This is a genomic window from Pedobacter polysacchareus, from assembly GCF_019802255.1.
Classification (GTDB): Bacteria; Bacteroidota; Bacteroidia; order Sphingobacteriales; family Sphingobacteriaceae; genus Pedobacter; species Pedobacter polysacchareus.
This window is the reverse complement of the sequence record NZ_JAHYSS010000004.1, coordinates 780,916-801,661: the sequence shown is the minus strand read 5'-3', so window position 1 is coordinate 801,661 and position 20,746 is coordinate 780,916. Positions and strand designations below refer to the sequence as shown.

Below are 20,746 nucleotides of genomic sequence, written 5' to 3'. Positions count from 1 at the left end.
GAAGATTTATCTTCTGCCTTTATGATGTGAAAGAAAGCACTGTTATTATATGAAAGAAACCACTGGCATTGCATAAGATTTCTTATTTTAGCAGCGTAATATGCTACAGAAACTTTCGATCCGTAACTACGCTTTAATAGACAGTGTTGAGTTAAAACTCGACAAAGGTTTAAACATCATCACCGGGGAAACTGGTGCTGGTAAATCCATTATGCTGGGTGCCCTCTCCCTCATTTTAGGACAACGCGCAGAAACCAAGTATTTCTTTAATCAGGAGAAAAAATGTATCATAGAAGGTCAGTTTCTACTGACTGATGACACTTTACACTCTTTATTTGAAGAGAACGACATTGATTTCTATGAAGAAACTATTCTAAGGAGAGAGATTTCTACCGATGGTAAATCCAGGGCATTCATCAATGATACGCCGGTTACACTTGGCGTAATGAAACAAGTTGGAGAGAAATTGATAGACATTCACTCGCAGCACGCGACTTTAGAAATCAATGATCCAGGTTTTCAATTGTCGGTAGTAGATACTTTGGCGGATCATCAGTCGCTATTGGCACAATATCGCAAAGGTTACAAACAATACAAAAAGCATTTACAGCATCTTGCCGCCTTGCAAACCGCAGCTGATGAAGCGAAAAGCAGGCAGGATTATGAGCAGTTTCTATTCAATGAACTGGAAAATGCCAACCTGAAAGCTGATGAGCAGAGTTTGATGGAAATAGAATTACAAACGCTCAACAATGCGGAGAGTATTAAGAGGAGTTTGGTCAATGCATATAGTTTACTTTCTGATCAGGAAGTATCTGCATTACCGGTTTTAAAAGAAGTCATTGTTCAGATCCAGGCAATAGAACGTTTTAACCCAGACTATGCCTTACTCAATGAACGTCTTCGTTCTGCATTAATTGAATTAAAAGACATCGCAGCAGAAACTTTAAACCTCGAAGAAAGCACCGTTTTTAATCCTTCCAGAATTGAAGAGATCAACAACAGGCTTGATGTGATATATACTTTAGAACAAAAACACAAGGTCAATAGTATTGAAGAGCTGATGGGCATTCATCAGAAGCTTTCTGATAATTTAAACAATCTACTGAGCAGCGATGAAGAAATTGATCGCTTAAACCAGGAGATTGCTCAGTTGAAAGAACAATTGGAGCAAATGGCAGCGACTTTATCAGCCGATCGAGGTCAATCTATCATTGCGACTGAAAATCAAGTGGCCGCTGTATTGCAATTAGTGGGGATGCCAAATGCAAAAATCAAAATTGTAAAAACACCTTTAGAGGAGCTGAATAAGGATGGGAAGGACAATGTAGTGCTGTTATTTTCTGCGAATAGCGGTCAGCCACCAGCACCAGTTGGAAAAGTGGCCTCTGGTGGAGAACTTTCCAGGTTGATGTTAGCTTTAAAATCTATTATGGCCAAGCATACGGCATTACCTACTTTGATTTTCGATGAAATTGACACGGGTATCTCAGGCGAGACTGCTTTACGTGTAGGTGATGTAATCGGCGATCTGGAGAAAAATATGCAGGTGATGTGCATCACCCATTTGCCTCAAATTGCAGCTAAAGGAGAGGCACATTATTTTGTTTACAAAAATGAGAAAGGTGTGCGTCCTACTACAGGAATCCGCAGACTGGCTCCTGAAGAGCGCATTCATGTGATTGCAGAAATGCTAAGCGGCAAAGATCCTGGCCTTCCGGCCATCGCCAATGCGAAGGAACTTCTGGGCTATTAAATTCATAAAAATTATTTAATTTTTCTTTACAGTTTATAAAGCTTTAACTACATTAGTTTATGACGAAATGGTTACGCTTTTGTAGTTTATTCTTATTGATAGGGCTGAGTAGTTACGGCCAAAACAGTTTTAACATTTCCGGAACGATACGGGATAAAGAAGGGAAACCTATTCCCGGCGCCGGCGTTTACCTGAGTAGTTATAAAATGGCTACGGTTACGAATAATGAGGGTGAATTTGTGCTCCCAGGCTTGAATGCTGGAAACTACGATGTGTTAATCGAGATGATGGGTTATCTTCCGCTCAGTAAAAATGTAGTCATCTCCAATAAATCTGCGAAAATTGCGGTGATCTTGCTGGAGAACACCATTCAACTCCGGGAGGTCGTGATTAAAGCGGATCCTAACCGGGATCGCTACATCAAAATATTCCTGCAGCAATTCATAGGAATGACCCCAAACTCCGTACAGTGCAAATTATTGAATCCTCAGGTACTTCAAACAGATTATAATAAGGCAGAAAACGTACTGACAGTTACTGCCAATGAGTTTCTGATTATTGAAAACAAATCATTGGGTTACCGCATCAAATACCTGCTGAATAACTTTGAGCGTGACTTTAAACGCAATATTGTCTACTATTCGGGCTTTCCTACTTACGAGGATTTGCCTGGATCAAAAAATCAAAGGAAAAACTGGGCCAATAAAAGAGAGATTGCCTATTTAGGTTCTTCTCAGCATTTTTTCCGTTCCTTATATCGGAACAGCACCGCTGCTGATGGTTTTATCATTCATAAACTTGCAAAGGTACCCAATAAAAACCGTTATCCGGATAGCCTGATTGATGCAAAACTGAGACAGCTTTTCAAGCCTGGAAACCCCTTGACCAGATTAGACCTTATTTTTGCTAAACCAGGCAGCTCCCCTTTAAATGATTCTATTGCTTACTGGCGTAAACAGCAAGCTGTACCAAAAACTATAGAAATATTAAACCGGGCGGAAATCCTGACTGACACCTTGGTAAAAACATTAAATCATGATTTGAAAACGATTAATTTCAGTGATGACCTTTATGTCATCTATACCAATGAAAGGGAAACTAAGGGGTATACAGAAATGTCAAATCATGCGATCAACCGTCCATTAGACATCCCTAACTATCAAATATCTACTATTCTTTTACTTCAGCCACCTATTAAATTTTATATGGATGGCGGCATGTATAATGCACAATCTTCACTTTTTAGTGGTTTCTGGGCTTATGAAAAGATGGCTGACACCGTACCCAGGAATTATATTTCTACTACAGAATCAAAATAGCGACTTGCAGATTGCTAATATTATTAGTAATTTTAACTAATGAAATTAGAGGAAGAAACGGGTGAAAGTTATTTTAAGGGAAGAGGTGCACAATTCAACCCTCACAACAGGTTTGCAAAGGATAGTTATGTCAAAGATCATCAGGAAGGAATAGACGATTGGGAGGAAACAGACCATAAAACTACTTTTATCTTTGGTCAGAGTAAATCTATTGTCAACAAAGTGGACAGTCCCGATGTTGGGATGGCATATTCACTGAATCCTTACCAGGGATGTGAACATGGCTGCACTTATTGTTATGCCCGTAATGCACATGAGTATTGGGGCTTTAGCGCCGGACTTGATTTCGAGCGCAAGATTGTGGTCAAGAAGGATGCACCAATGCTGTTCAAAAAATTTCTGGAGCGCAAAGGCTGGGATGCTTCCGTTATTTCTCTTTCTGGCAATACAGATTGTTATCAACCGGCAGAACGACAATTCAAAATCACCAGGCAGTTGCTGGAAATCGCCCTGGAATACCGTCAGCCGATTGGGATGATCACGAAAAATTCCCTCATTCTTCGCGATATGGATATTTTGTCGGAGATGGCAAAGTTAAACCTGTGCATGGTTTACGTATCGATCAATAGCTTAAACGAGCAATTACGGCAAAAGATGGAGCCCAGAACCACTACAGCCAAACAGAGGCTAAAAGTAGTGGAAGAGCTGAGTAAAGCGGGGATTCCGATGGGTGTGATGGTTGCGCCGCTTGTTCCTGGATTGAGCGACCATGAGATTCCAACCATCTTGAAAACGATTGCCAATGCTGGTGCACGCTCTGCAGGTTACACGGTGGTTAGGCTCAATGGGGCTATTGGTGGCATTTTTGAAGACTGGCTTCGTAAAAATTATCCGGATAGATTTGAAAAAGTATGGCACCTGATCCAATCTTGTCACGGGGGGAATGTGAACGACAGCAGATTTGGAGAAAGAATGCGGGGAGATGGCCATATTGCCAAGCTGATCAATGACAATTTTAAGCTTCATTGTCGACTGAACCATTTAAATGAAGTGCGTTTTAAACTGGACTCCGGTTTATTTAAAGTTCCCGGAACCCAGTTTAGTTTATTTTAAGCTAGTTTTTATTTTAGGCCAGGAAATTATCGACTTCACGGTAGGCCTGGATCACGCGTAGTTCCCCTTCTTTACCTGGTCTGGAATTGCCATGTTCCATACCCATGACTCCTTTATAACCTTTTGCATGGATGTGTTTAAATAAATTCTTGTAATTGATCTCTCCGGTAGTGGGTTCTTTCCTACCTGGATTGTCTCCAATCTGGATGTAAGCAATTTCGTCCCAGCAGCGATCCATATTCACGATCAGGTTACCTTCTGTTTTCTGCATGTGGTAAATGTCGTAAAGGATTTTGCAGGACGGACTGTTAACGGCTTTGCAAACGTTAAAAGTTTCGTGTGTTTGCTGCAGGAAAAGTTCCGGCGTATCACTTAAGGTTTCCAGTACCATAATTAACCCATGTGGTTCAAAGATCTCTGCTCCTGCCCTCATCGCATCCACTACATTGGCCATTTGATTTCCATAAGGCAGTCTACGTTCATAAAAACCGGGAACCACCGTCAGCCATTTGGCATTACAGCGTTTTGCTGCTTCTACAGAAAGCTTACAGGTATCTATAAATTTATCTTTAAATTCCTTTTTTCCGGTAGTCAGGGAAGTTTTCCAATTGTCGCCGCCATCTACTACAAACACGCCCATGGTCATTCCCAATTTGGCCAATAGCTCACCAATTTTGGTTTGCTCCTCTAAAGACCTTCTAAGGTAACCGTTATCTTCTATAGATCTGAATCCCTGATCGTGCATAAAACGAATCTGGTCCAGAAAACTTTTACCTGCATTATTGGCAAACATTCCTTCATGCGGTGCATAGTCCAGGTTAAATGTTTTCCCTGCTGTTCCATGGAAAGAATTGGCTGCAGCAGGATCTGCCACTGCGTTTACAGCTGATCCGGTTAACAATGCACCGGTAGCTATCGCCGTATTTCTTAAAAATTCTATTCTGTTCATGATTAGTATTTTAAAAAGGTATTGAATAGTTATTTAATTAAAATCATTTTTCTAAAGCCATTGGTCAGGGTATCGGCTACTCTGCCATCTTTACGATGGTAAATCAGGTAGGCTTCCATTCCTTTCTGACTGGCCACAAAGGCCAGGGCTTCTTCTACGCTCATGGCCATGACGGCATTGTCATATCCATCAGCGGTGATCGCATCTTTTGCAAAAATTGTGGCACTGATCAGTTGATTATCCAGGGGATAACCTGTTTTAGGATTGATCAGGTGGGCAATTTTCCCTTTCCCGCGCTGCAGGTATTTTCTGTAATTACCGGAAGTGGTGATTGCTCCTGTGCTAAAACTGAGTACATGTCTGATTTCCGGCTCATCGATACTAGATGCTGCTGGCCCTTCAATTCCTATTCTCATCACAGATCCATCAGGTTTCGGACCTTCCACCCTCAGTTCCCCACCAATTTCGACAATAAAAGAGCGAATTCCTTTTTTCAAAAGGTAGTCTGCTACGACATCCACACTATATCCCTGCGCGATGCCGTTCAGGTCTATGGTAATGGCTGGCTTTTTCTTTTTCAGGTAGTTTCCTTTTAGGCTCAGGTTGTCCATTCCTACATTTTGCAATAGCAGCTTGATCTGGGCGGAATCCGGAAAAACAGTCACTGGTTTTGGGCCAAAGCCCCATGCTTGAACCAATGGCGCGACAGTCACATCAAATTTTCCATTTGTTTTCTGGTAAACTTCAAATGATTTACGCATGACCGCAGCAAAATGATCATCGATGCGCATCCCGGTCTGACTCCTGTTGAACTGGCTGATCTGGGAATAGGGTTTATAGAGCGACATAGAAGAGTCGATCTTGATTAAGATGCTGTCAATGGATGCTTTTGTGACGATGCTATCCGTCGCGAAATATTTAACGGAATAATCTGTTCCCTGAGCATAGCCATGAATACTATACTGCTGCTGATCTGCTTTCTTAGTAAAAAGCGAGATCAGCAGCGGTAATAATAGCAAAGCCGATTTATGGATTCCTGCCACCAGCAGTTCCGACTTAAATTATTTTAGATTTACCCGGAGTTGGGATTGGGTACAGCCCATTTGCATCCGGCATTAGTTTTGGATTTGCGGTCCAGCTCAATTCATCAGGCATCAAGCTATTGTTGGCCTGTAAAGCTTCATCCCATTTAATGGTTTGTCCGGAATAGGTTGCATATCTACCAATGATGGCTGTGAAACAGCTTTTCGCACCACGTTCTGCATCAGCAAACTTATAGTCACCTTTTGCGATCGCTGCAAATAACTCATCATGTTCTGTCTGGTAAGGATTTGCGTTTCCTTTTGTTGGGTGGCTAAATAATTCTTTTCCTTTCAGATCCCAAATTACGCCATTGTTTCCTGCCGATAAATAGGTACGTCCTTTTGTTCCCTGGAATGTTTCATCCACACGGTTGGCAATACCTTCAAAATGGCGGCATTGGCTGTAGATGACCGCACCATCGGCATAGGTTAATTCTACCGCATGGTTGTCATAAATCTCGCCGTAGTCTTTACCTGTTCTCCAGGCGCGGCTACCTGTTCCCTGAACAGAAACCGGGTAAGCATTTTTCACCCAGTTGGCAATATCAATATTGTGTACGTGCTGTTCTACGATATGGTCTCCGCATAACCAGTTGAAGTAATACCAGTTTCTCATTTGGTATTCCATTTCTGTTTGCTGTGGCTGACGTTTTTTCACCCAAACACCACCGCTATTCCAGTACACCTGTCCACTCATGACTTCCCCTATTGCACCATCCTGGATACGTTTTAAGGTTTCTCTGTAATTCGCCTGGTACCTGCGCTGCAGTCCAACCACTACGTTTAATTTTTTCTTTTTTGCCAATTCTGCTGCTGCAAGGACTTTACGGACACCTGGTGCATCTACTGCTACTGGTTTTTCCATAAATACATGTTTTCCTTGTTTCACTGCTTCTTCAAAATGGGTAGGTCTGAACCCTGGAGGCGTCACTAATAATACGACATCTGCCAATGCAATTGCTTTCTGATAGCCATCGAAACCAACGAACCTACGTTCTGCGGGAACATCAACTTTTTCTTTAAATTTCTCAGAAAGCACTTTATAACTGTTGTCCATGCGATCTTGAAAAGCATCAGCCATGGCTACTAATTTAATATTTTGTTTCGTGCTTAATGCCTGAAAGGCAGCACCAGTTCCACGATCACCACAGCCAATCAATGCGATTTTAATGGTATCATCGGTAGAGGAATGCCCTCCTGCAAAGGCGAATTGGTTGAGCATAACGCCCCCTGCCACCAGGGCGGATGTTTTTAAAAAGTCACGGCGCTTGTCGCGTAAATCTTCATTATTCATAATTTGGTTTGGTTTTTATTTGGTTGTTAATATGTGAGTTCTTTTCTAAAAATCAGAGATCACCGGCTTATTGTAATAGGCTTCGATTTCTGCTTTTGAGGGTGGTGTAACAGGTCTAACCAGACGCATTCCTATAAAAGGTGCTTCAGGAAACCACCAGTTACTTTTTGGAATCTGCGGATCTAATTGTTTCCATACCGGATCTGAGGCCAGTCTGGCAGCAGAGCGTAATTCTTTTGCGCCATCATCATAGGATCCGCCGCGGATCACATGTGCATACAGCTGATCTGGTACTGCTACCGGGTTTTTACTGTTTGCTCCTTTTACGCTGGCGTAGAAATCCGGGCGATACTGGTCGTAGGTCCATTCGCCAACATTACCATACATATCGTATAGTCCCCATTGATTTGGTTTCTTTTTTCCCACTTCATGGGTTTTGCCCCCGCTATTTTCTTTATACCAGGCATATTCTCCCAATTTAGAAGGTTCATTGCCGAAAGCATAGTCGGTTGTACTTCCTGCTCTGCTGGCATATTCCCATTCTGCTTCCGTTGGCAGGCGATAAAATACTCCTGTTCTGGCATAAAGCCATTTACAATACTGGATGGCATTGTAATTTGTCATGGCTAAGGCTGGATGATTTTCTTTTCCCATCCCAAAAGTCATGTCCAGATAAGGTTTAGTTGGACGGGTTACGGCATCTACATTTGCTGGAACGGCGCCGGTACTATGCGTAGTTTCGTAATCTTTATATAAGAAGGGTTCGTAAATATCCCAGGTTACTTCATAAGTACTCATCCAGAAAGGGTCTATGGTTACTGTATGCTGCGGCATTTCATCAGTTTTCCCCTTTTTGCTGCCCATCAGGAATTCTCCTCCTGGGATGGCCCGCATTTCAAAGTTTAATTTTGTGCCATCAATCTGCTGTTGATAAGGTTGATGTTTCTCCTGAGCGGAGGCAGAAAAAGCAGCTACCAATAGCGGAACTGCTAATAATTTGTTGAGTTTCATTTATAAGATTTTGATACAATTGATATTTTAACCTAACCTATTCCTTCCCTAAAATAGAAGCATTTACCTAGAAAAAAAAATCTGAGCCCGCTTTAATTAAGAAAATGTGTGAAACGCACACTAAGTTATGTGGAATTAATGCTCAGATAGGTGTTTATACGTCTTTTTTAGAAAGTGTTTTTTTTACAATAAGAAATTAATACCTTGTAAGATCAACCCCTAAACCAAACACAAATGAAAACAAACGACCGTAGAAAATTTCTTAAAGATCTAGGCTTATTGTCAGCAGCTGCAGGTCTAACTTCCGTTATCCCTTTGGATACTTTTGCTTTTGAAAAGAAAGAGTTTTTTCAGATTTCCCTGGCGGAATGGTCCTTTCACAGGGCGCTATTTGCTGGAAAGCTGACCAATATGGATTTTCCATTAAAAGCTAAAAAAGAGTTCGGGATTAATATTGTAGAATATGTAAGCCCTTTCTTCAATAAGAAAGAGACTGATAAAGCTTATTTAAAGGAGCTTAAAGACCGTACGGACAGTGAGGGCATTCAAAATCACCTGATCATGATTGATGGAGAAGGTAGTTTGGGTGATTCTGATGATAAAGCGAGATTAACGGCAGTTGAAAACCATTATAAATGGATTGATGCTGCGAAATATCTAGGTTGTAAAACCATTCGTGTGAATGCGGCAGGTAAAGGCACAGCTGATGAGGTTAAAACTGCAGCAATTGATGGTTTAGGAAAATTAAGTGAATATGGAAAGAAACAGAAGATCAATGTGATTGTAGAAAATCATGGTGGTTATTCTTCTGATGGGAAATGGTTATCTGCAGTCATTAAGGGCGTGAACAATCCCTATTGCGGTACCCTGCCTGATCTTGGGAATTTCAGGATCAGTGCGGATAAGGAGTATGACAAATACCTGGGCGTGCAGGAGCTGATGCCTTATGCAAAAGGCGTAAGTGCGAAAACGCATGATTTCCTTGCTGATGGAGAAGAAAAAGACATCGATTATACCAGGATGTTTGAAATCATCAAAGCCGCCAAATGGTCTGGAATTGTTGGGATAGAATATGAAGGCAGTGTACTATCGGAAGATGAAGGAGTTAAAAAGACTAAGGAGTTATTAGAGAAAATCAGACGTAAGTTCTAATAATTAAGTAATATTTTATCTTACAAAAAGCGGCTGTTTCCTTTCGGAGCAGCCGCTTTCGATTTGTATAGTGAACCAGATATTTATACTAGTTTTTTATATTTCAGACGGTGTGGTGTGACATCACCTAGTCTTTTCTTACGGTTTTCTTCGTAATCGCTATAGTTACCTTCGAAGAAGTAAACCTGAGAATCACCTTCAAAAGCAAGAATGTGTGTACAGATACGGTCTAAGAACCAACGATCGTGACTAATCACTACCGCACAACCACCAAAATTCTCTAATGCTTCTTCCAATGCTCTCAACGTATTTACGTCGATATCATTGGTTGGCTCATCCAGTAACAATACGTTGGCACCTTTTTTCAAAGTAATGGCCAGGTGAACCCTGTTCCGTTCTCCACCGGAAAGCACCCCTACTTTTTTCTGCTGATCCCCACCATTAAAGTTGAATTTAGACACATAAGCTCTTCCGCTTACTGCTTTATTGCCCAGCTGAATGTTATCTAAACCATCAGTGATATTTTCATATACTGTTTTATCCGGATCAAGGTCGTTGTGCATTTGATCCACATAACCCAGTGCTACGGTTTCACCTACGCGGAAAGTTCCGCTATCAGGAGTTTCCTGCTGTGTGATCAATCGGAACAAGGTAGTTTTACCTGCACCATTGGGGCCGATAATCCCAACAATACCAGCTGGAGGCAGGGAGAAGCTTAAGTTTTCAAACAACAGCTTATCGCCATATGCTTTAGTAATGTTATTTGCTTCAATCACTACGTTACCCAATCTTGGTCCCGCAGGAATAAACAGTTCCAGTTTATCTTCTCTTTCTTTAGAATCTTCAGAGGCTAATTTATCATAGTTTGATAAACGCGCTTTAGATTTAGCATGTCTGGCTTTTGGTGCCATACGTACCCATTCCAACTCACGTTCTAATGTTTTCTGACGTTTGCTTTCTGTTTTCTCTTCCTGAGCCAGGCGTTTTGCTTTCTGATCTAACCAGGAAGAATAATTTCCTTTCCAAGGAATACCTTCACCTCTGTCTAGCTCCAGAATCCATCCTGCCACATTATCCAGGAAGTACCTATCGTGGGTTACTGCAATTACAGTTCCTTTGTAGTCTTTTAAGAATTGCTCTAACCAATCGATACTTTCTGCATCCAAGTGATTCGTAGGCTCATCCAGTAGCAATACATCTGGTTCCTGAAGTAACAAACGGCACATCGCTACACGACGGCGTTCACCTCCAGACAATACACCAATTTTAGCATCCGGATCCGGGCAACGCAGGGCATCCATGGCACGTTCCAATTTATTGTCCAGTTCCCAGGCATTACAAGCATCAATTTTATCTTGTAACTCACCTTGTTTGGTCATCAGTTTATCCATTGCATCTGCATCTTCATAAACTTCAGGTAATCCAAACTGCTCATTGATAGATTCGTATTCTTTCAGGATGGCAGTAATTTCTGCTACTCCTTCTTCTACTACTTCTCTAACGGTTTTATTTTCATCCAGGATAGGTTCCTGCGCCAGGTAACCGACAGTATATCCAGCAGAAAAAACGACTTCTCCCTGGTATGATTTGTCCAAACCGGCGATAATTTTCAAAAGAGAGGACTTACCAGATCCGTTCAGACCGATGACACCAATTTTGGCACCATAAAAGAAGGAAAGGTAAATGTTCTTTAGAACTTGCTTTTGGGGTGGATAAATCTTATTTACCCCCGCCATTGAAAATATTATTTTTTCGTCTGACATAGTTACTTATTATATTTCATGCCTATAAAAAGGCGGTTACTTTAATTTATTGAATATGGTAATGGAAAACCTCAACCTGATGTTATTTAGTCGGGGTCAATTTCTGCAAAGATAAGGATGTAAAGCCCATTAAAAAATTTGTTTAGCAGATATACATTCGATTCCTTACTTGGCAGCACAGATGTTAACATATATAGATATCTATGTATCTATTACAATTAGCTAATAGACTGACCTACAAGTACAATAACTGAGTTTCATTTGTAGAAGTTTTGACGCACAATTAAGTTTACAAACGTTGGAATCTAAAAAAGAAGGCCATGATATCAATCCAGAATTTCGTATATTTATGCTGACATATTTGCTTGTGGGTTAGGGAAAGTAACCAATTAAGTCAGTAATTGGTAAGATTCATGAAATATCGGCAGTTCCAACATCCGTTTCCTTCCCAATGGCGTAATTGTTGATAAAATAAAAGAATCGGGGGCTGCCTGATTATAAAACAAATTTTATAGTTTAGAGCATTCCCGATTTAGAAAGGTATATATGGAAGCTAAATTTTCTCCACAAGTAAAAGACGTGATATCTTTTAGCAGGGAAGAAGCCCTGAGATTAGGTCACGATTACATAGGCGCAGAACATCTTTTGTTGGGCCTTATTCGCGAAGGCGATGGTATGGCCATAAAGATATTAAAATCGCTGGGTGTAGACACTTCGAAGCTACGTCGCTCAATAGAGGATTCGGTTAGAGGTACGTCCAGTGTGACGGTCAATCTGGGAAACATCCCATTGACTAAGCAAGCCGAAAAAGTTTTAAAGATCACGTATCTGGAGGCTAAAATCTTCAAGAGCGATCTGATTGGAACAGAACATCTGTTACTGTCCATCTTACGTGACGATGATAATATTGCTTCTCAGATCTTATTGCAGTACAGCATCAATTACGAGATTTTCAAACAGGAAGTTGAAGTGAATAAAAATGGTTTCAGAGATGAGACTCAAAACAGCGCCTCAACTGGTGGTGATGATGATTATCGTGAGGAAGAGAGCTTCAGCAGTCCTAAAAAGGTTTCTGACATTAAATCTAAGACTCCGGTATTAGATAATTTCGGAAGAGATTTAACGAAAGCAGCAGAGGAAAACCGTCTGGATCCTATCGTAGGTCGTGAAAAAGAAATTGAGCGTGTATCGCAGATTTTGTCACGTCGTAAAAAGAACAATCCAATTTTAATTGGTGAACCTGGAGTAGGTAAATCTGCGATTGCAGAAGGTCTTGCTTTACGTATTGTTCAACGAAAAGTGTCCAGAGTATTGTTCAACAAACGCGTGGTGACCTTAGATCTTGCCTCTTTAGTGGCAGGAACTAAATACCGAGGTCAGTTTGAGGAGCGTATGAAAGCGGTGATGAATGAGCTGGAAAAATCTACGGATGTCATCCTGTTTATTGATGAAATCCATACGATTGTTGGTGCCGGTGGTGCTTCAGGCTCATTAGATGCTTCTAATATGTTCAAACCTGCTTTGGCAAGGGGCGAAATTCAATGTATTGGAGCGACTACTTTAGATGAGTACCGTCAGTATATTGAGAAAGATGGGGCATTAGACCGTCGTTTCCAAAAAGTAATGATTGAACCTGCTACACCAGATGAGACCATTGAGATCCTGAATCGTATTAAAGAAAAATATGAGGATCACCATGGGGTGACTTATACTGATGAGGCTATTAATGCTTGTGTGGCCTTAACTTCAAGGTACATTACTGACAGGTTCTTGCCGGATAAAGCGATTGATGCTTTAGATGAGGCTGGGTCAAGGGTGCATTTAACGAACATCCATGTTCCTGAGAACATCATTGAGATTGAAAACAAGATTGAAGAAATCAAGCTTGAAAAGAATAAAGTTGTAAAAAGCCAGAAATACGAAGAGGCTGCTAAATTGAGAGATACTGAAAAGAATCTTTTAGAGGAGCTGGATCGTGCGAAAGCAGAATGGGAAGCGGATACTAAAACCAAACGTTATACCGTAACGGAAGATAATGTGGCGGAGGTAGTTTCTATGATGACAGGTATTCCATTGCAGCGTGTAGGACAAACAGACAGCGCTAAGCTGTTGAATATGTACGACACGGTAGCAACAAAAATTATCGGTCAGGATGAGGCGATTAAGAAGTTAACTAAGGCTATTCAACGTACCAGAGCAGGATTGAAAGATCCGAAGAAACCAATTGGTTCCTTCATCTTCTTAGGCCCTACTGGTGTTGGTAAGACTGAATTGGCAAAAGAGCTTGCGCGTTTCATGTTCGACAGTGATGATTCACTAATTCAAATCGACATGAGTGAGTACATGGAGAAATTTGCGGTATCCCGTCTAGTGGGTGCGCCTCCGGGATATGTAGGTTATGAAGAAGGTGGACAGCTGACAGAAAAAGTACGTCGCAAACCTTATGCAGTGATTCTATTGGATGAGATTGAAAAAGCGCATCCGGATGTATTCAATATCTTGCTACAGGTATTGGATGAGGGACAGTTGACGGACAGTCTGGGTCGCAAAGTAGATTTTAGAAATACGATCATCATTATGACTTCTAATATTGGCGCACGTCAGTTGAAAGATTTCGGACAAGGTGTTGGTTTCTCTACTACGGCTAAAACCAACCAGGTAGATGCGCATTCTAGAGGCGTGATTGAAAATGCATTAAAACGTGCTTTCGCTCCTGAGTTCCTGAATCGTGTGGATGATGTAGTTGTTTTCAATACTTTAGGTAAAGATGAAATTTTCAAAATCATTGACATTGAATTGAAATCATTGTTCGGTCGAGTTCATAACTTAGGTTATGAAGTGAAATTAACTGATAGAGCAAAAGAATTCATCGCTGATAAAGGTTTCGACATTAATTTTGGTGCCAGACCGTTAAAACGCGCCATTCAGAAATATCTGGAAGATCCTATTGCGGAAGAAATCTTAAAAGGTGAAATCAATGATGGCGATACGCTGGAAATTGACTACAACAAAGAAAATGATCAGATTGTGGTAGAGAACAAAAGCCCAGGTAAGAAAAAGAAAAAAGAAGAAGGAAGTATTGAATAATACTTTGTTCAAATAAAATAAATGATAAGGCCCCTGCTGTTGAAGCAGGGGCCTTTGTTATTTTACAGGTTTAGCGTATAATGTATGTTTCTACCTGCCCCCCTTGGGCTGAAAACTTTTAACTCTGTCAGCAATTGTAAATCCCGTGTTGCTGTAGCCTTTGAAGCCTTAGTGATAGCAATATATTTTTTTGCAGTCATCCCTCCTTCAAAACCTGCGGGGCCTGCATCCAACATTTTCCTGATGACTTTCAATTGGCGATCATTCAATTGTATTTTAAAGCGATCAAAAAAGAGCGTTTTTTGCAAAGAAAAGTCGACCAGCATTTTTGCTTGCTTTTGCGCATCCAGGCTTAGTTCAGCAAAATATTTTATCCATGGACTGATTTCATTGCTTTGCTGTCCTAAAGCCAAAGCATCATAATAGATCGTTTTATTTGCGGCTATCGTTCTGGACAAGCTGAGCATTACTGGTCTGCCCATAGTCTGCGATAATGCTTTTTCTGCAATCGCTCGTCCCATACGTCCATTTCCATCCTCAAAAGGATGAATAGATTCAAAATATAAATGTGCAATAGCCGCTCTAATGATTGGATTAGAAATTTCCATGGCTCCATCGGGAGCCGTATGATTAAACCAATCGAGATAGGCATCCATTTCTGCAGGAACCCGCTCAGATGGCGGGGCCACAAAATGAATGGTTTCCTTTCCGATTCGGCCTGATATCACTTGCATAGGTTCAAGGCCTTTTCTCCAGCTTCCAGCATTTATTCCTTTGGATGAACTCATTAGAAGCTGATGCCATTCCATCAGTTTATCAGTGGTAAGCGGCAATTTATAGGTCTTTCTTACATCAACCATCAAAGCCCCAATTCCTGCGGCCCTTTGATCCGATAACGGTTCAGGAACAGGATTAAGGCCTAAATTATTCCTTATAGAGGACATTACATCTGTACGACTTAAATATTCTCCTTCTATTTCGGAACTTTTAATGGCTTCTGTTAACATCAACTGCATTAATGTTTCCTGCTGCATGGTATTAGGCAATGCGTTTAGCATGCCATTTACCTCTCCTGTTTCTACAGCAAATTCGTACCATATTGGTTCTAAGTTTTGCAGCTGATACTTGAAATTTGGCCAATCTGGCAGTTCCCAATTGTACATCATGAGCCGATTAATTTAGTTAATCGGCTCAAATATAGCGATTTTATGAGCCGATTAACTAAATTAATCGGCTCATCGTCGAAATATCTATGCTTTATTAAAGAAATTACGGAAGTACAGCAACTGATAAACGACGGCATTTTTCCAGTAATCAAAATTATGTGCGCCGGGTCTGACGATGTAATCGTGTGGAATATTATGGTAGGTTAAATCTTCATGGAGTTTATTATTAACCCCGAGGAAGAAATCATCCTTCCCACAGTCGATGATTAAAGCCAGTTGATTTGGAACCAGCAGATGCGTCATATTAACGATGCTATTCTGTTTCCATCGCTCCGGATATTCGGCGTAGCTGCCTAATCTTTTGGCGATTTCCCATTTAAGGGGGAAAGGCGTCATATCTACTCCTCCACTCATACTTCCCGCAGCACCAAATACATCCTGGTGTTTAAAAGCAAGGTAAAGTGCACCGTGACCGCCCATACTCAGTCCGGTAATGGCACGGGCTTTCCGATCTTTTATCGTTTTATATTTGGCATCGATCTGTCCAGGTAACTCCAGACTCACATAAGTCTCATATTTCCATTTGGGATCTATCGGGCTGTCAAAATACCAGCTTGCATAATTTCCATCGGGACACACCAGAATCATCTGAAACTCGTCTGCATACTTTTTAATATCCGGTACATAGTTTACCCAGGCATTATAAGTATCATCATAGCCATGCAGCAGGTAGACGCTTGGATAACTCTTTTGCTGATCGTAACCTTCTGGCAGGATCACTACTGCTTTAATGTTCTTTTTCATTGCAGTGCTATACGTCTGCAGCGTATCTACTTTTGCAGCTTTCGCAGCAACAGGACTGAGCAGGGCTAATAACCCTGCAATAAAAAAGTATTTTTTCATCTGTTTGATTAAGCTAATGCATTGGCTGCACCTACCAGTGCCGCATCTTCCCACATCTCACTCTGTCTGATTGCTACAGTTTTGTCTATGATTTTAGCTGTTAGCAAGCCGATAAAATGGTCCCAGGTCTTTGCGATGTTACCACCGATCACCACCACTTGTGGTTGTTCCTGTGCAATAAAATCATTCAGAAAGATACTGAGATTGTCTGAAAATTCTTCAAATATTTCATTTTTCACTGCTTGATCAGCGACTTCCAGCAGAACTTCTACGTTTTTAACTTCTTTACCGGTGATCTCTTTATATTTTTTCAGGAACCAGCGTGTAGAAATATACTCTTCAGCGATGCTGTCTTTAAAGGGGCGGAAGGCCCAGTTCATATCACGGGTGATCCCGCTGCCATTGCTGGTAGAACCCAGTCCGGTACCTAAGGTGATCCCGATTGCTCTTTCTTTATCTGCTGCTGCTCCTGAGGCCAGTTCACCTCTTAAAAAAGCTTCTGCATCATTAATGAACACAATGTCTGATTCAGGGATATCGAGGCGTTTTGCCAGGATTTCTTTTACATTTACTCCGTACAGTGCATCATATTTTTCCTGGTTCTGCATCATGGAGATCCCTTTTTCATAGTCAAAAGGTCCTGGCATGGCAATACCTATTTTTGTACTTTCCCCGTTATCACGGACAATCAATGTAGAAAGGACATTCAGCCAGGATTGAATAATCACTTCTAAACTATCCATAGCAGCTACTCTTTCCCTTTTCAGGGTATTTTCAATTACCTTAAATGTAGTAGCATCAACATGGGCAGCAGTAATGTGCGAACCTCCTATATCCACACCTATATAAGGTAGTTTTATTGAACTTGAATTCATTGTATTCGTTCTCTGTTTTTTAAAATCTCAGCAAAGTAAATAATTCCTTTTAGATTATCTAATTGTTATTAAATAGTTTTAGCAGTAATTATAAACAAGATAATTGTTTTTAACAGTTGCTGATTTCCAATTTTGAAGATTGGCTTTCTGAACCTTAATTATTCAGTGAAACAAACCCGGCTTTAAAAAAAAGCCAGTCAGCAAAACAGCCTGTCTTCTTCAAAAGAAAACAGGCTGTACTGATGATTTTAAAAACGTTATTTTTTGATCACCTTAAATTCAGTTCTTCTATTGAGCTGGTGTTCTGCGTGACTGCATTTCACACCATTGCCGCATTTATTGAGTAACATCGTTTCTCCATATCCTTTAGCGATGATGCGGGAATGGTCGATTCCATGGTCAATCAGGTATTGTGCCGCAGCATTTGCCCTTTTTTGAGATAACCATTGGTTGTATTGATCTGCTCCCCTACTGTCGGTATGCGATCCAAGTTCAATTGCAATTCCCGGATTCTCTTTAAGGATAGCCAGCAGTTTATCCAGCTCTCTTGCTGCATCTGGCCTGATGTTCGATTTGTCGAAATCATAATAGATGTTTTTCAGCACATAGGTTTTACCGGGTTCAAATTTATCCTTATCCAGGAAAGCCTGTATGGTTAGCGTATCAGATTTAGTCAATCCTTTGGTGCTTATACTTTTCAGATCTTCTGTATATCCTGGTTTATTAAAGGTCACTTTATAATCCTGATCTTTGGTTAAATTGAAGAAGAAATTTCCATCCTGGGCGGTTGCTTTACTGGCTACCTGCATTCCATTGCCATCGGTTAAGGTGACCTGAACCTCATTTAAACGCGCTTTACTTTGCTGGTCAAATACTGTTCCTGATAAAGCCAGGATCATCATTGGAGAGGTTTGATCAGAGAAGCTGTAAATATCATCGTCTCCGGCTCCTCCCTTTCTGTTAGAAGAAAGATAACCGAACTTTCCATCCTTGGTATACAGGTAAAAATCATCGCTGGTAGAGTTCAAAGGATACTTTAAGTTTTCCGATTTACTCCATCTCGTTTTCTCTCCGGTGCTTTTATAGATATCATATCCTCCCATTCCGATTTTACCTTTAGAGGCGAAGAACAATGCCCCATCGGGACCTATGGTTGGGAAAGCTTCTTCTTCTGCTGTATTAATTTCGGGACCGCAATTTACGGGTTTGGCCCAGGTGCCGTCTGACTGCTGTTCGCTGAACCAGATGTCTGACTTACCGAATCCACCTGGCATATCTGAAGTGAAATAGATCAGCTTTCCGTCATTAGAAATGGCAGCATGTCCCAGGGAATATGTTTTTACATCATTGTAAGGAAAGGATTTCAGCTCCCATTTATCACCGTTTTTACGGGCTGTTAACAATTCCAATCTACGGGTATATAAACGATCTCCGCCTTTTGTTTTATCTAAGGGGATATCTGAGGCAGGTGCTCTGGTGGCAATGGTGACAAAAGCTGCATCGCCAGTGCGATTAAATACTACTGGCCCGACATGGTATTCTGCTTTTGCAGGCATATTGGCTTCCGTCACAATTGGCAGTTCTCCTTTTACCTGGCCATCAGCGGTTGCGCTGAATAGTTTTAACCAAGGATTTCCGTTCCATTTATACAAGTCGCTGCCTTTGGTTTCTCTGGCTAAGGGACGTTCAGAGGTGAATACAAAACCGTTATTGCCATCCGTGCTCAAGCCCCAGTCTGCGGCTTTGGTATTCAGAGACTCCATGTTTTTAATCTTGATGTCTTTTGGCATTTTGATCCATTTGGCAGCACTATCACAGGAAGCGATCTTTAAAGTCACTTCTTTTGGCTGACCAGTAATTTGCCCATACTTTTCATATTCAGCCTTAGCGAGGTCGAACTTTTCATTTCTCTGCAAAGCTTCCGCATAGTAGTAATGACTTAAAGGGCTGGCTTTCGGGTTGGCGACTATTTTCGCGTACCAATTTTCGGCGGCTTCATAATCATTCATCATCCGATAGCAGGCTGCCAGTTTCTCCAATAGTTTCAGATCAGGATTCTTCCGTTCTGCCAATGGCAGATATAATCTGGATGCAGGATAATATTCGTATCGGTTAAAATATACATCGGCCTGCTGTTTCCTGCTCAATTGTTCCTGGGCGGTCGCATAATTTCCTAAAAATAGCGCTAGTATTCCGATGATCCATAACCTGGTTATGGAGCGATCTGGATTTTTAAATGCTGTGATATTCATATAATTCTGTACCGCTTAAAAATAACGTGGACTTAATACCCTTGCTTTTTTGCCAGGGAAACTCATACTCAATGAAAATTCGTGTGATCCGCTTTGGTAGCTGGAAAGCTTGCTGGTGGTGTAGTCATAAGAATACCCCAGGCGAAAACGGCTGCTCATCTGCAGCTCTACAATTCCGGCAATCGCATCACTCTGACTCAATCCCTGCTGCAGGTTTTTCTTATCCCATAAGGTCACTCCGGTGCGATAGGAAGCGCCTAGCCAAACTACTTTACTGATCAGCAGGTAAGCGTTTAAGTCTAAATTTGTGGGTCCTTTAAAATCTTCTTTCAGCATAAAGCTAGGCTTCAGGTCCAGTGATTCTGTCAAAGGGATCATGACTCCACCGGTCACATACAGGTGGCGCACCTGGCGAAGCCCTTTATAATCTCCTTCGGTGGCGATGTCATTACTTCTCATTCCTGACAGCAGATCAAGTACTGATGCACCGATATAAAATTTGGGTGTATAAAAGTAAACACCTACCCTTACATCTGGTCTCAATTTACTTTCATTTCCTATCGGAATCACCCCATCACCTAAATCTGTAGAGATGAATTTAGAACCATCCAGGTTATACTGGGTAGCCCCTGCTCCGATACCAAAGCTCAATCTTTTGGTGTCTTCTGCATCCAATTGCAAACGGTAGGCATAATTTACATAAAAGGCAGAGGTATTCTGCGGTCCCAGTCGATCGGTGGAAGCGATAAAGCCGAGTCCCATCTTCTTACCTTCCTGATCGGTTAAACCGTCAAAAGAGGCTGTCCCTGTACGCGGTGCACCATCAATCCCTACCCATTGCGAACGGAAGCTAAAATTAGCCGTCCATTCTTCTTTGTAACCTGCATAAGCGGGGTTGACTGCTAAACCATTAAAAACATACTGACTAAACTGGATCGTCTGCTGTGCGTATGCACTGCTCATACCAAGTACGAGCAGTGATACTAAACCATATTTCTTTAAATCTCTCATTGAAGCGTCTTCT

General features: G+C 41.2%; 15 protein-coding genes. 5 read left to right on the top strand and 10 right to left on the bottom strand.

Annotation, left to right across the window (positions count from 1 at the left end):
• The first annotated feature begins 100 nt into the window (after positions 1 to 100).
• The 3 genes from recN to K7X70_RS14630 are packed head-to-tail and all read left to right on the top strand — an operon-like array spanning position 101 to position 4,188.
• Positions 101 to 1,756, top strand: coding sequence for a DNA repair protein RecN (recN, locus tag K7X70_RS14640; protein ID WP_062550178.1), 1,656 nt, complete (start codon positions 101 to 103; stop codon positions 1,754 to 1,756).
• A 59-nt stretch (positions 1,757 to 1,815) separates the two neighbouring features.
• A complete protein-coding gene (locus K7X70_RS14635) occupies positions 1,816 to 3,075 on the top strand; it encodes a carboxypeptidase-like regulatory domain-containing protein (RefSeq protein WP_222537722.1) in 1,260 nt (419 codons plus the stop codon).
• Between the two features lie 39 nt (positions 3,076 to 3,114).
• Complete coding sequence (locus K7X70_RS14630) at positions 3,115 to 4,188, top strand: PA0069 family radical SAM protein (RefSeq protein ID WP_222537721.1); 1,074 nt, start codon at positions 3,115 to 3,117, stop codon at positions 4,186 to 4,188.
• 13 nt (positions 4,189 to 4,201) lie between these two features.
• Here the strand turns inward: K7X70_RS14630 and K7X70_RS14625 are convergent, their stop codons facing one another.
• The 4 genes from K7X70_RS14625 to K7X70_RS14610 are packed head-to-tail and all read right to left on the bottom strand — an operon-like array spanning position 4,202 to position 8,524.
• Positions 4,202 to 5,137, bottom strand: a complete 936-nt coding sequence (locus K7X70_RS14625; RefSeq protein ID WP_222537720.1) for a hydroxypyruvate isomerase family protein — start codon at positions 5,135 to 5,137, stop codon at positions 4,202 to 4,204.
• A 29-nt stretch (positions 5,138 to 5,166) separates the two neighbouring features.
• Positions 5,167 to 6,180 carry an FAD:protein FMN transferase gene (locus tag K7X70_RS14620; RefSeq protein ID WP_368388860.1) on the bottom strand — a complete coding sequence of 338 codons (1,014 nt, stop codon included), beginning with the start codon at positions 6,178 to 6,180 and terminating at the stop codon, positions 5,167 to 5,169.
• Positions 6,181 to 6,193: 13 nt separating this feature from the next.
• Complete coding sequence (locus tag K7X70_RS14615) at positions 6,194 to 7,513, bottom strand: Gfo/Idh/MocA family protein (protein ID WP_187667420.1); 1,320 nt, start codon at positions 7,511 to 7,513, stop codon at positions 6,194 to 6,196.
• A 45-nt stretch (positions 7,514 to 7,558) separates the two neighbouring features.
• Positions 7,559 to 8,524: a formylglycine-generating enzyme family protein gene (locus K7X70_RS14610; protein WP_222537719.1), complete on the bottom strand. Its 966-nt coding sequence runs from the start codon at positions 8,522 to 8,524 to the stop codon at positions 7,559 to 7,561.
• Between the two features lie 234 nt (positions 8,525 to 8,758).
• On the opposite strand from K7X70_RS14610, the gene K7X70_RS14605 reads away from it, so the two are divergent.
• Positions 8,759 to 9,676, top strand: a complete 918-nt coding sequence (locus K7X70_RS14605; RefSeq protein ID WP_222537718.1) for a sugar phosphate isomerase/epimerase family protein — start codon at positions 8,759 to 8,761, stop codon at positions 9,674 to 9,676.
• 83 nt (positions 9,677 to 9,759) lie between these two features.
• Here K7X70_RS14605 and ettA read toward each other — a convergent pair whose 3' ends face one another.
• Positions 9,760 to 11,439, bottom strand: a complete 1,680-nt coding sequence (ettA, locus tag K7X70_RS14600) for an energy-dependent translational throttle protein EttA (protein ID WP_222537717.1) — start codon at positions 11,437 to 11,439, stop codon at positions 9,760 to 9,762.
• Positions 11,440 to 11,985: 546 nt separating this feature from the next.
• Here ettA and K7X70_RS14595 point away from each other — a divergent pair.
• A complete protein-coding gene (locus K7X70_RS14595; RefSeq protein WP_222537716.1) occupies positions 11,986 to 14,526 on the top strand; it encodes an ATP-dependent Clp protease ATP-binding subunit in 2,541 nt (846 codons plus the stop codon).
• A gap of 62 nt (positions 14,527 to 14,588) precedes the next feature.
• Here the strand turns inward: K7X70_RS14595 and K7X70_RS14590 are convergent, their stop codons facing one another.
• The 5 genes from K7X70_RS14590 to K7X70_RS14570 all read right to left on the bottom strand — a co-directional run bounded on the left by K7X70_RS14590 (position 14,589) and on the right by K7X70_RS14570 (position 20,733).
• On the bottom strand, positions 14,589 to 15,692 hold the full coding sequence (locus tag K7X70_RS14590) for a Fic family protein (RefSeq protein ID WP_255607261.1): 1,104 nt from the start codon (positions 15,690 to 15,692) through the stop codon (positions 14,589 to 14,591).
• A gap of 84 nt (positions 15,693 to 15,776) precedes the next feature.
• Positions 15,777 to 16,595, bottom strand: coding sequence for an alpha/beta hydrolase (locus K7X70_RS14585; RefSeq protein ID WP_222537715.1), 819 nt, complete (start codon positions 16,593 to 16,595; stop codon positions 15,777 to 15,779).
• Positions 16,596 to 16,603: 8 nt separating this feature from the next.
• Positions 16,604 to 17,470: an ROK family protein gene (locus K7X70_RS14580; RefSeq protein WP_222537714.1), complete on the bottom strand. Its 867-nt coding sequence runs from the start codon at positions 17,468 to 17,470 to the stop codon at positions 16,604 to 16,606.
• Positions 17,471 to 17,727: 257 nt separating this feature from the next.
• Positions 17,728 to 19,722 carry an OmpA family protein gene (locus K7X70_RS14575; protein ID WP_222537713.1) on the bottom strand — a complete coding sequence of 665 codons (1,995 nt, stop codon included), beginning with the start codon at positions 19,720 to 19,722 and terminating at the stop codon, positions 17,728 to 17,730.
• Positions 19,723 to 19,737: 15 nt separating this feature from the next.
• Positions 19,738 to 20,733, bottom strand: coding sequence for a PorP/SprF family type IX secretion system membrane protein (locus tag K7X70_RS14570; RefSeq protein WP_222537712.1), 996 nt, complete (start codon positions 20,731 to 20,733; stop codon positions 19,738 to 19,740).
• Positions 20,734 to 20,746 lie beyond the last annotated feature (13 nt).

Bases quoted from the DNA above. Each gene is read 5' to 3' on its own strand.
- K7X70_RS14595 (WP_222537716.1), top strand. From the start codon at position 11,986: ATGGAAGCTAAATTTTCTCCACAAGTAAAAGACGTGATATCTTTTAGC.
- K7X70_RS14575 (WP_222537713.1), bottom strand. From the start codon at position 19,722: ATGAATATCACAGCATTTAAAAATCCAGATCGCTCCATAACCAGGTTA.
- ettA (WP_222537717.1), bottom strand. From the start codon at position 11,439: ATGTCAGACGAAAAAATAATATTTTCAATGGCGGGGGTAAATAAGATT.
- K7X70_RS14585 (WP_222537715.1), bottom strand. From the start codon at position 16,595: ATGAAAAAATACTTTTTTATTGCAGGGTTATTAGCCCTGCTCAGTCCT.
- K7X70_RS14610 (WP_222537719.1), bottom strand. From the start codon at position 8,524: ATGAAACTCAACAAATTATTAGCAGTTCCGCTATTGGTAGCTGCTTTT.
- K7X70_RS14590 (WP_255607261.1), bottom strand. From the start codon at position 15,692: ATGATGTACAATTGGGAACTGCCAGATTGGCCAAATTTCAAGTATCAG.
- K7X70_RS14570 (WP_222537712.1), bottom strand. From the start codon at position 20,733: ATGAGAGATTTAAAGAAATATGGTTTAGTATCACTGCTCGTACTTGGT.
- K7X70_RS14615 (WP_187667420.1), bottom strand. From the start codon at position 7,513: ATGAATAATGAAGATTTACGCGACAAGCGCCGTGACTTTTTAAAAACA.
- K7X70_RS14625 (WP_222537720.1), bottom strand. From the start codon at position 5,137: ATGAACAGAATAGAATTTTTAAGAAATACGGCGATAGCTACCGGTGCA.
- recN (WP_062550178.1), top strand. From the start codon at position 101: ATGCTACAGAAACTTTCGATCCGTAACTACGCTTTAATAGACAGTGTT.
- K7X70_RS14605 (WP_222537718.1), top strand. From the start codon at position 8,759: ATGAAAACAAACGACCGTAGAAAATTTCTTAAAGATCTAGGCTTATTG.
- K7X70_RS14630 (WP_222537721.1), top strand. From the start codon at position 3,115: ATGAAATTAGAGGAAGAAACGGGTGAAAGTTATTTTAAGGGAAGAGGT.
- K7X70_RS14635 (WP_222537722.1), top strand. From the start codon at position 1,816: ATGACGAAATGGTTACGCTTTTGTAGTTTATTCTTATTGATAGGGCTG.
- K7X70_RS14580 (WP_222537714.1), bottom strand. From the start codon at position 17,470: ATGAATTCAAGTTCAATAAAACTACCTTATATAGGTGTGGATATAGGA.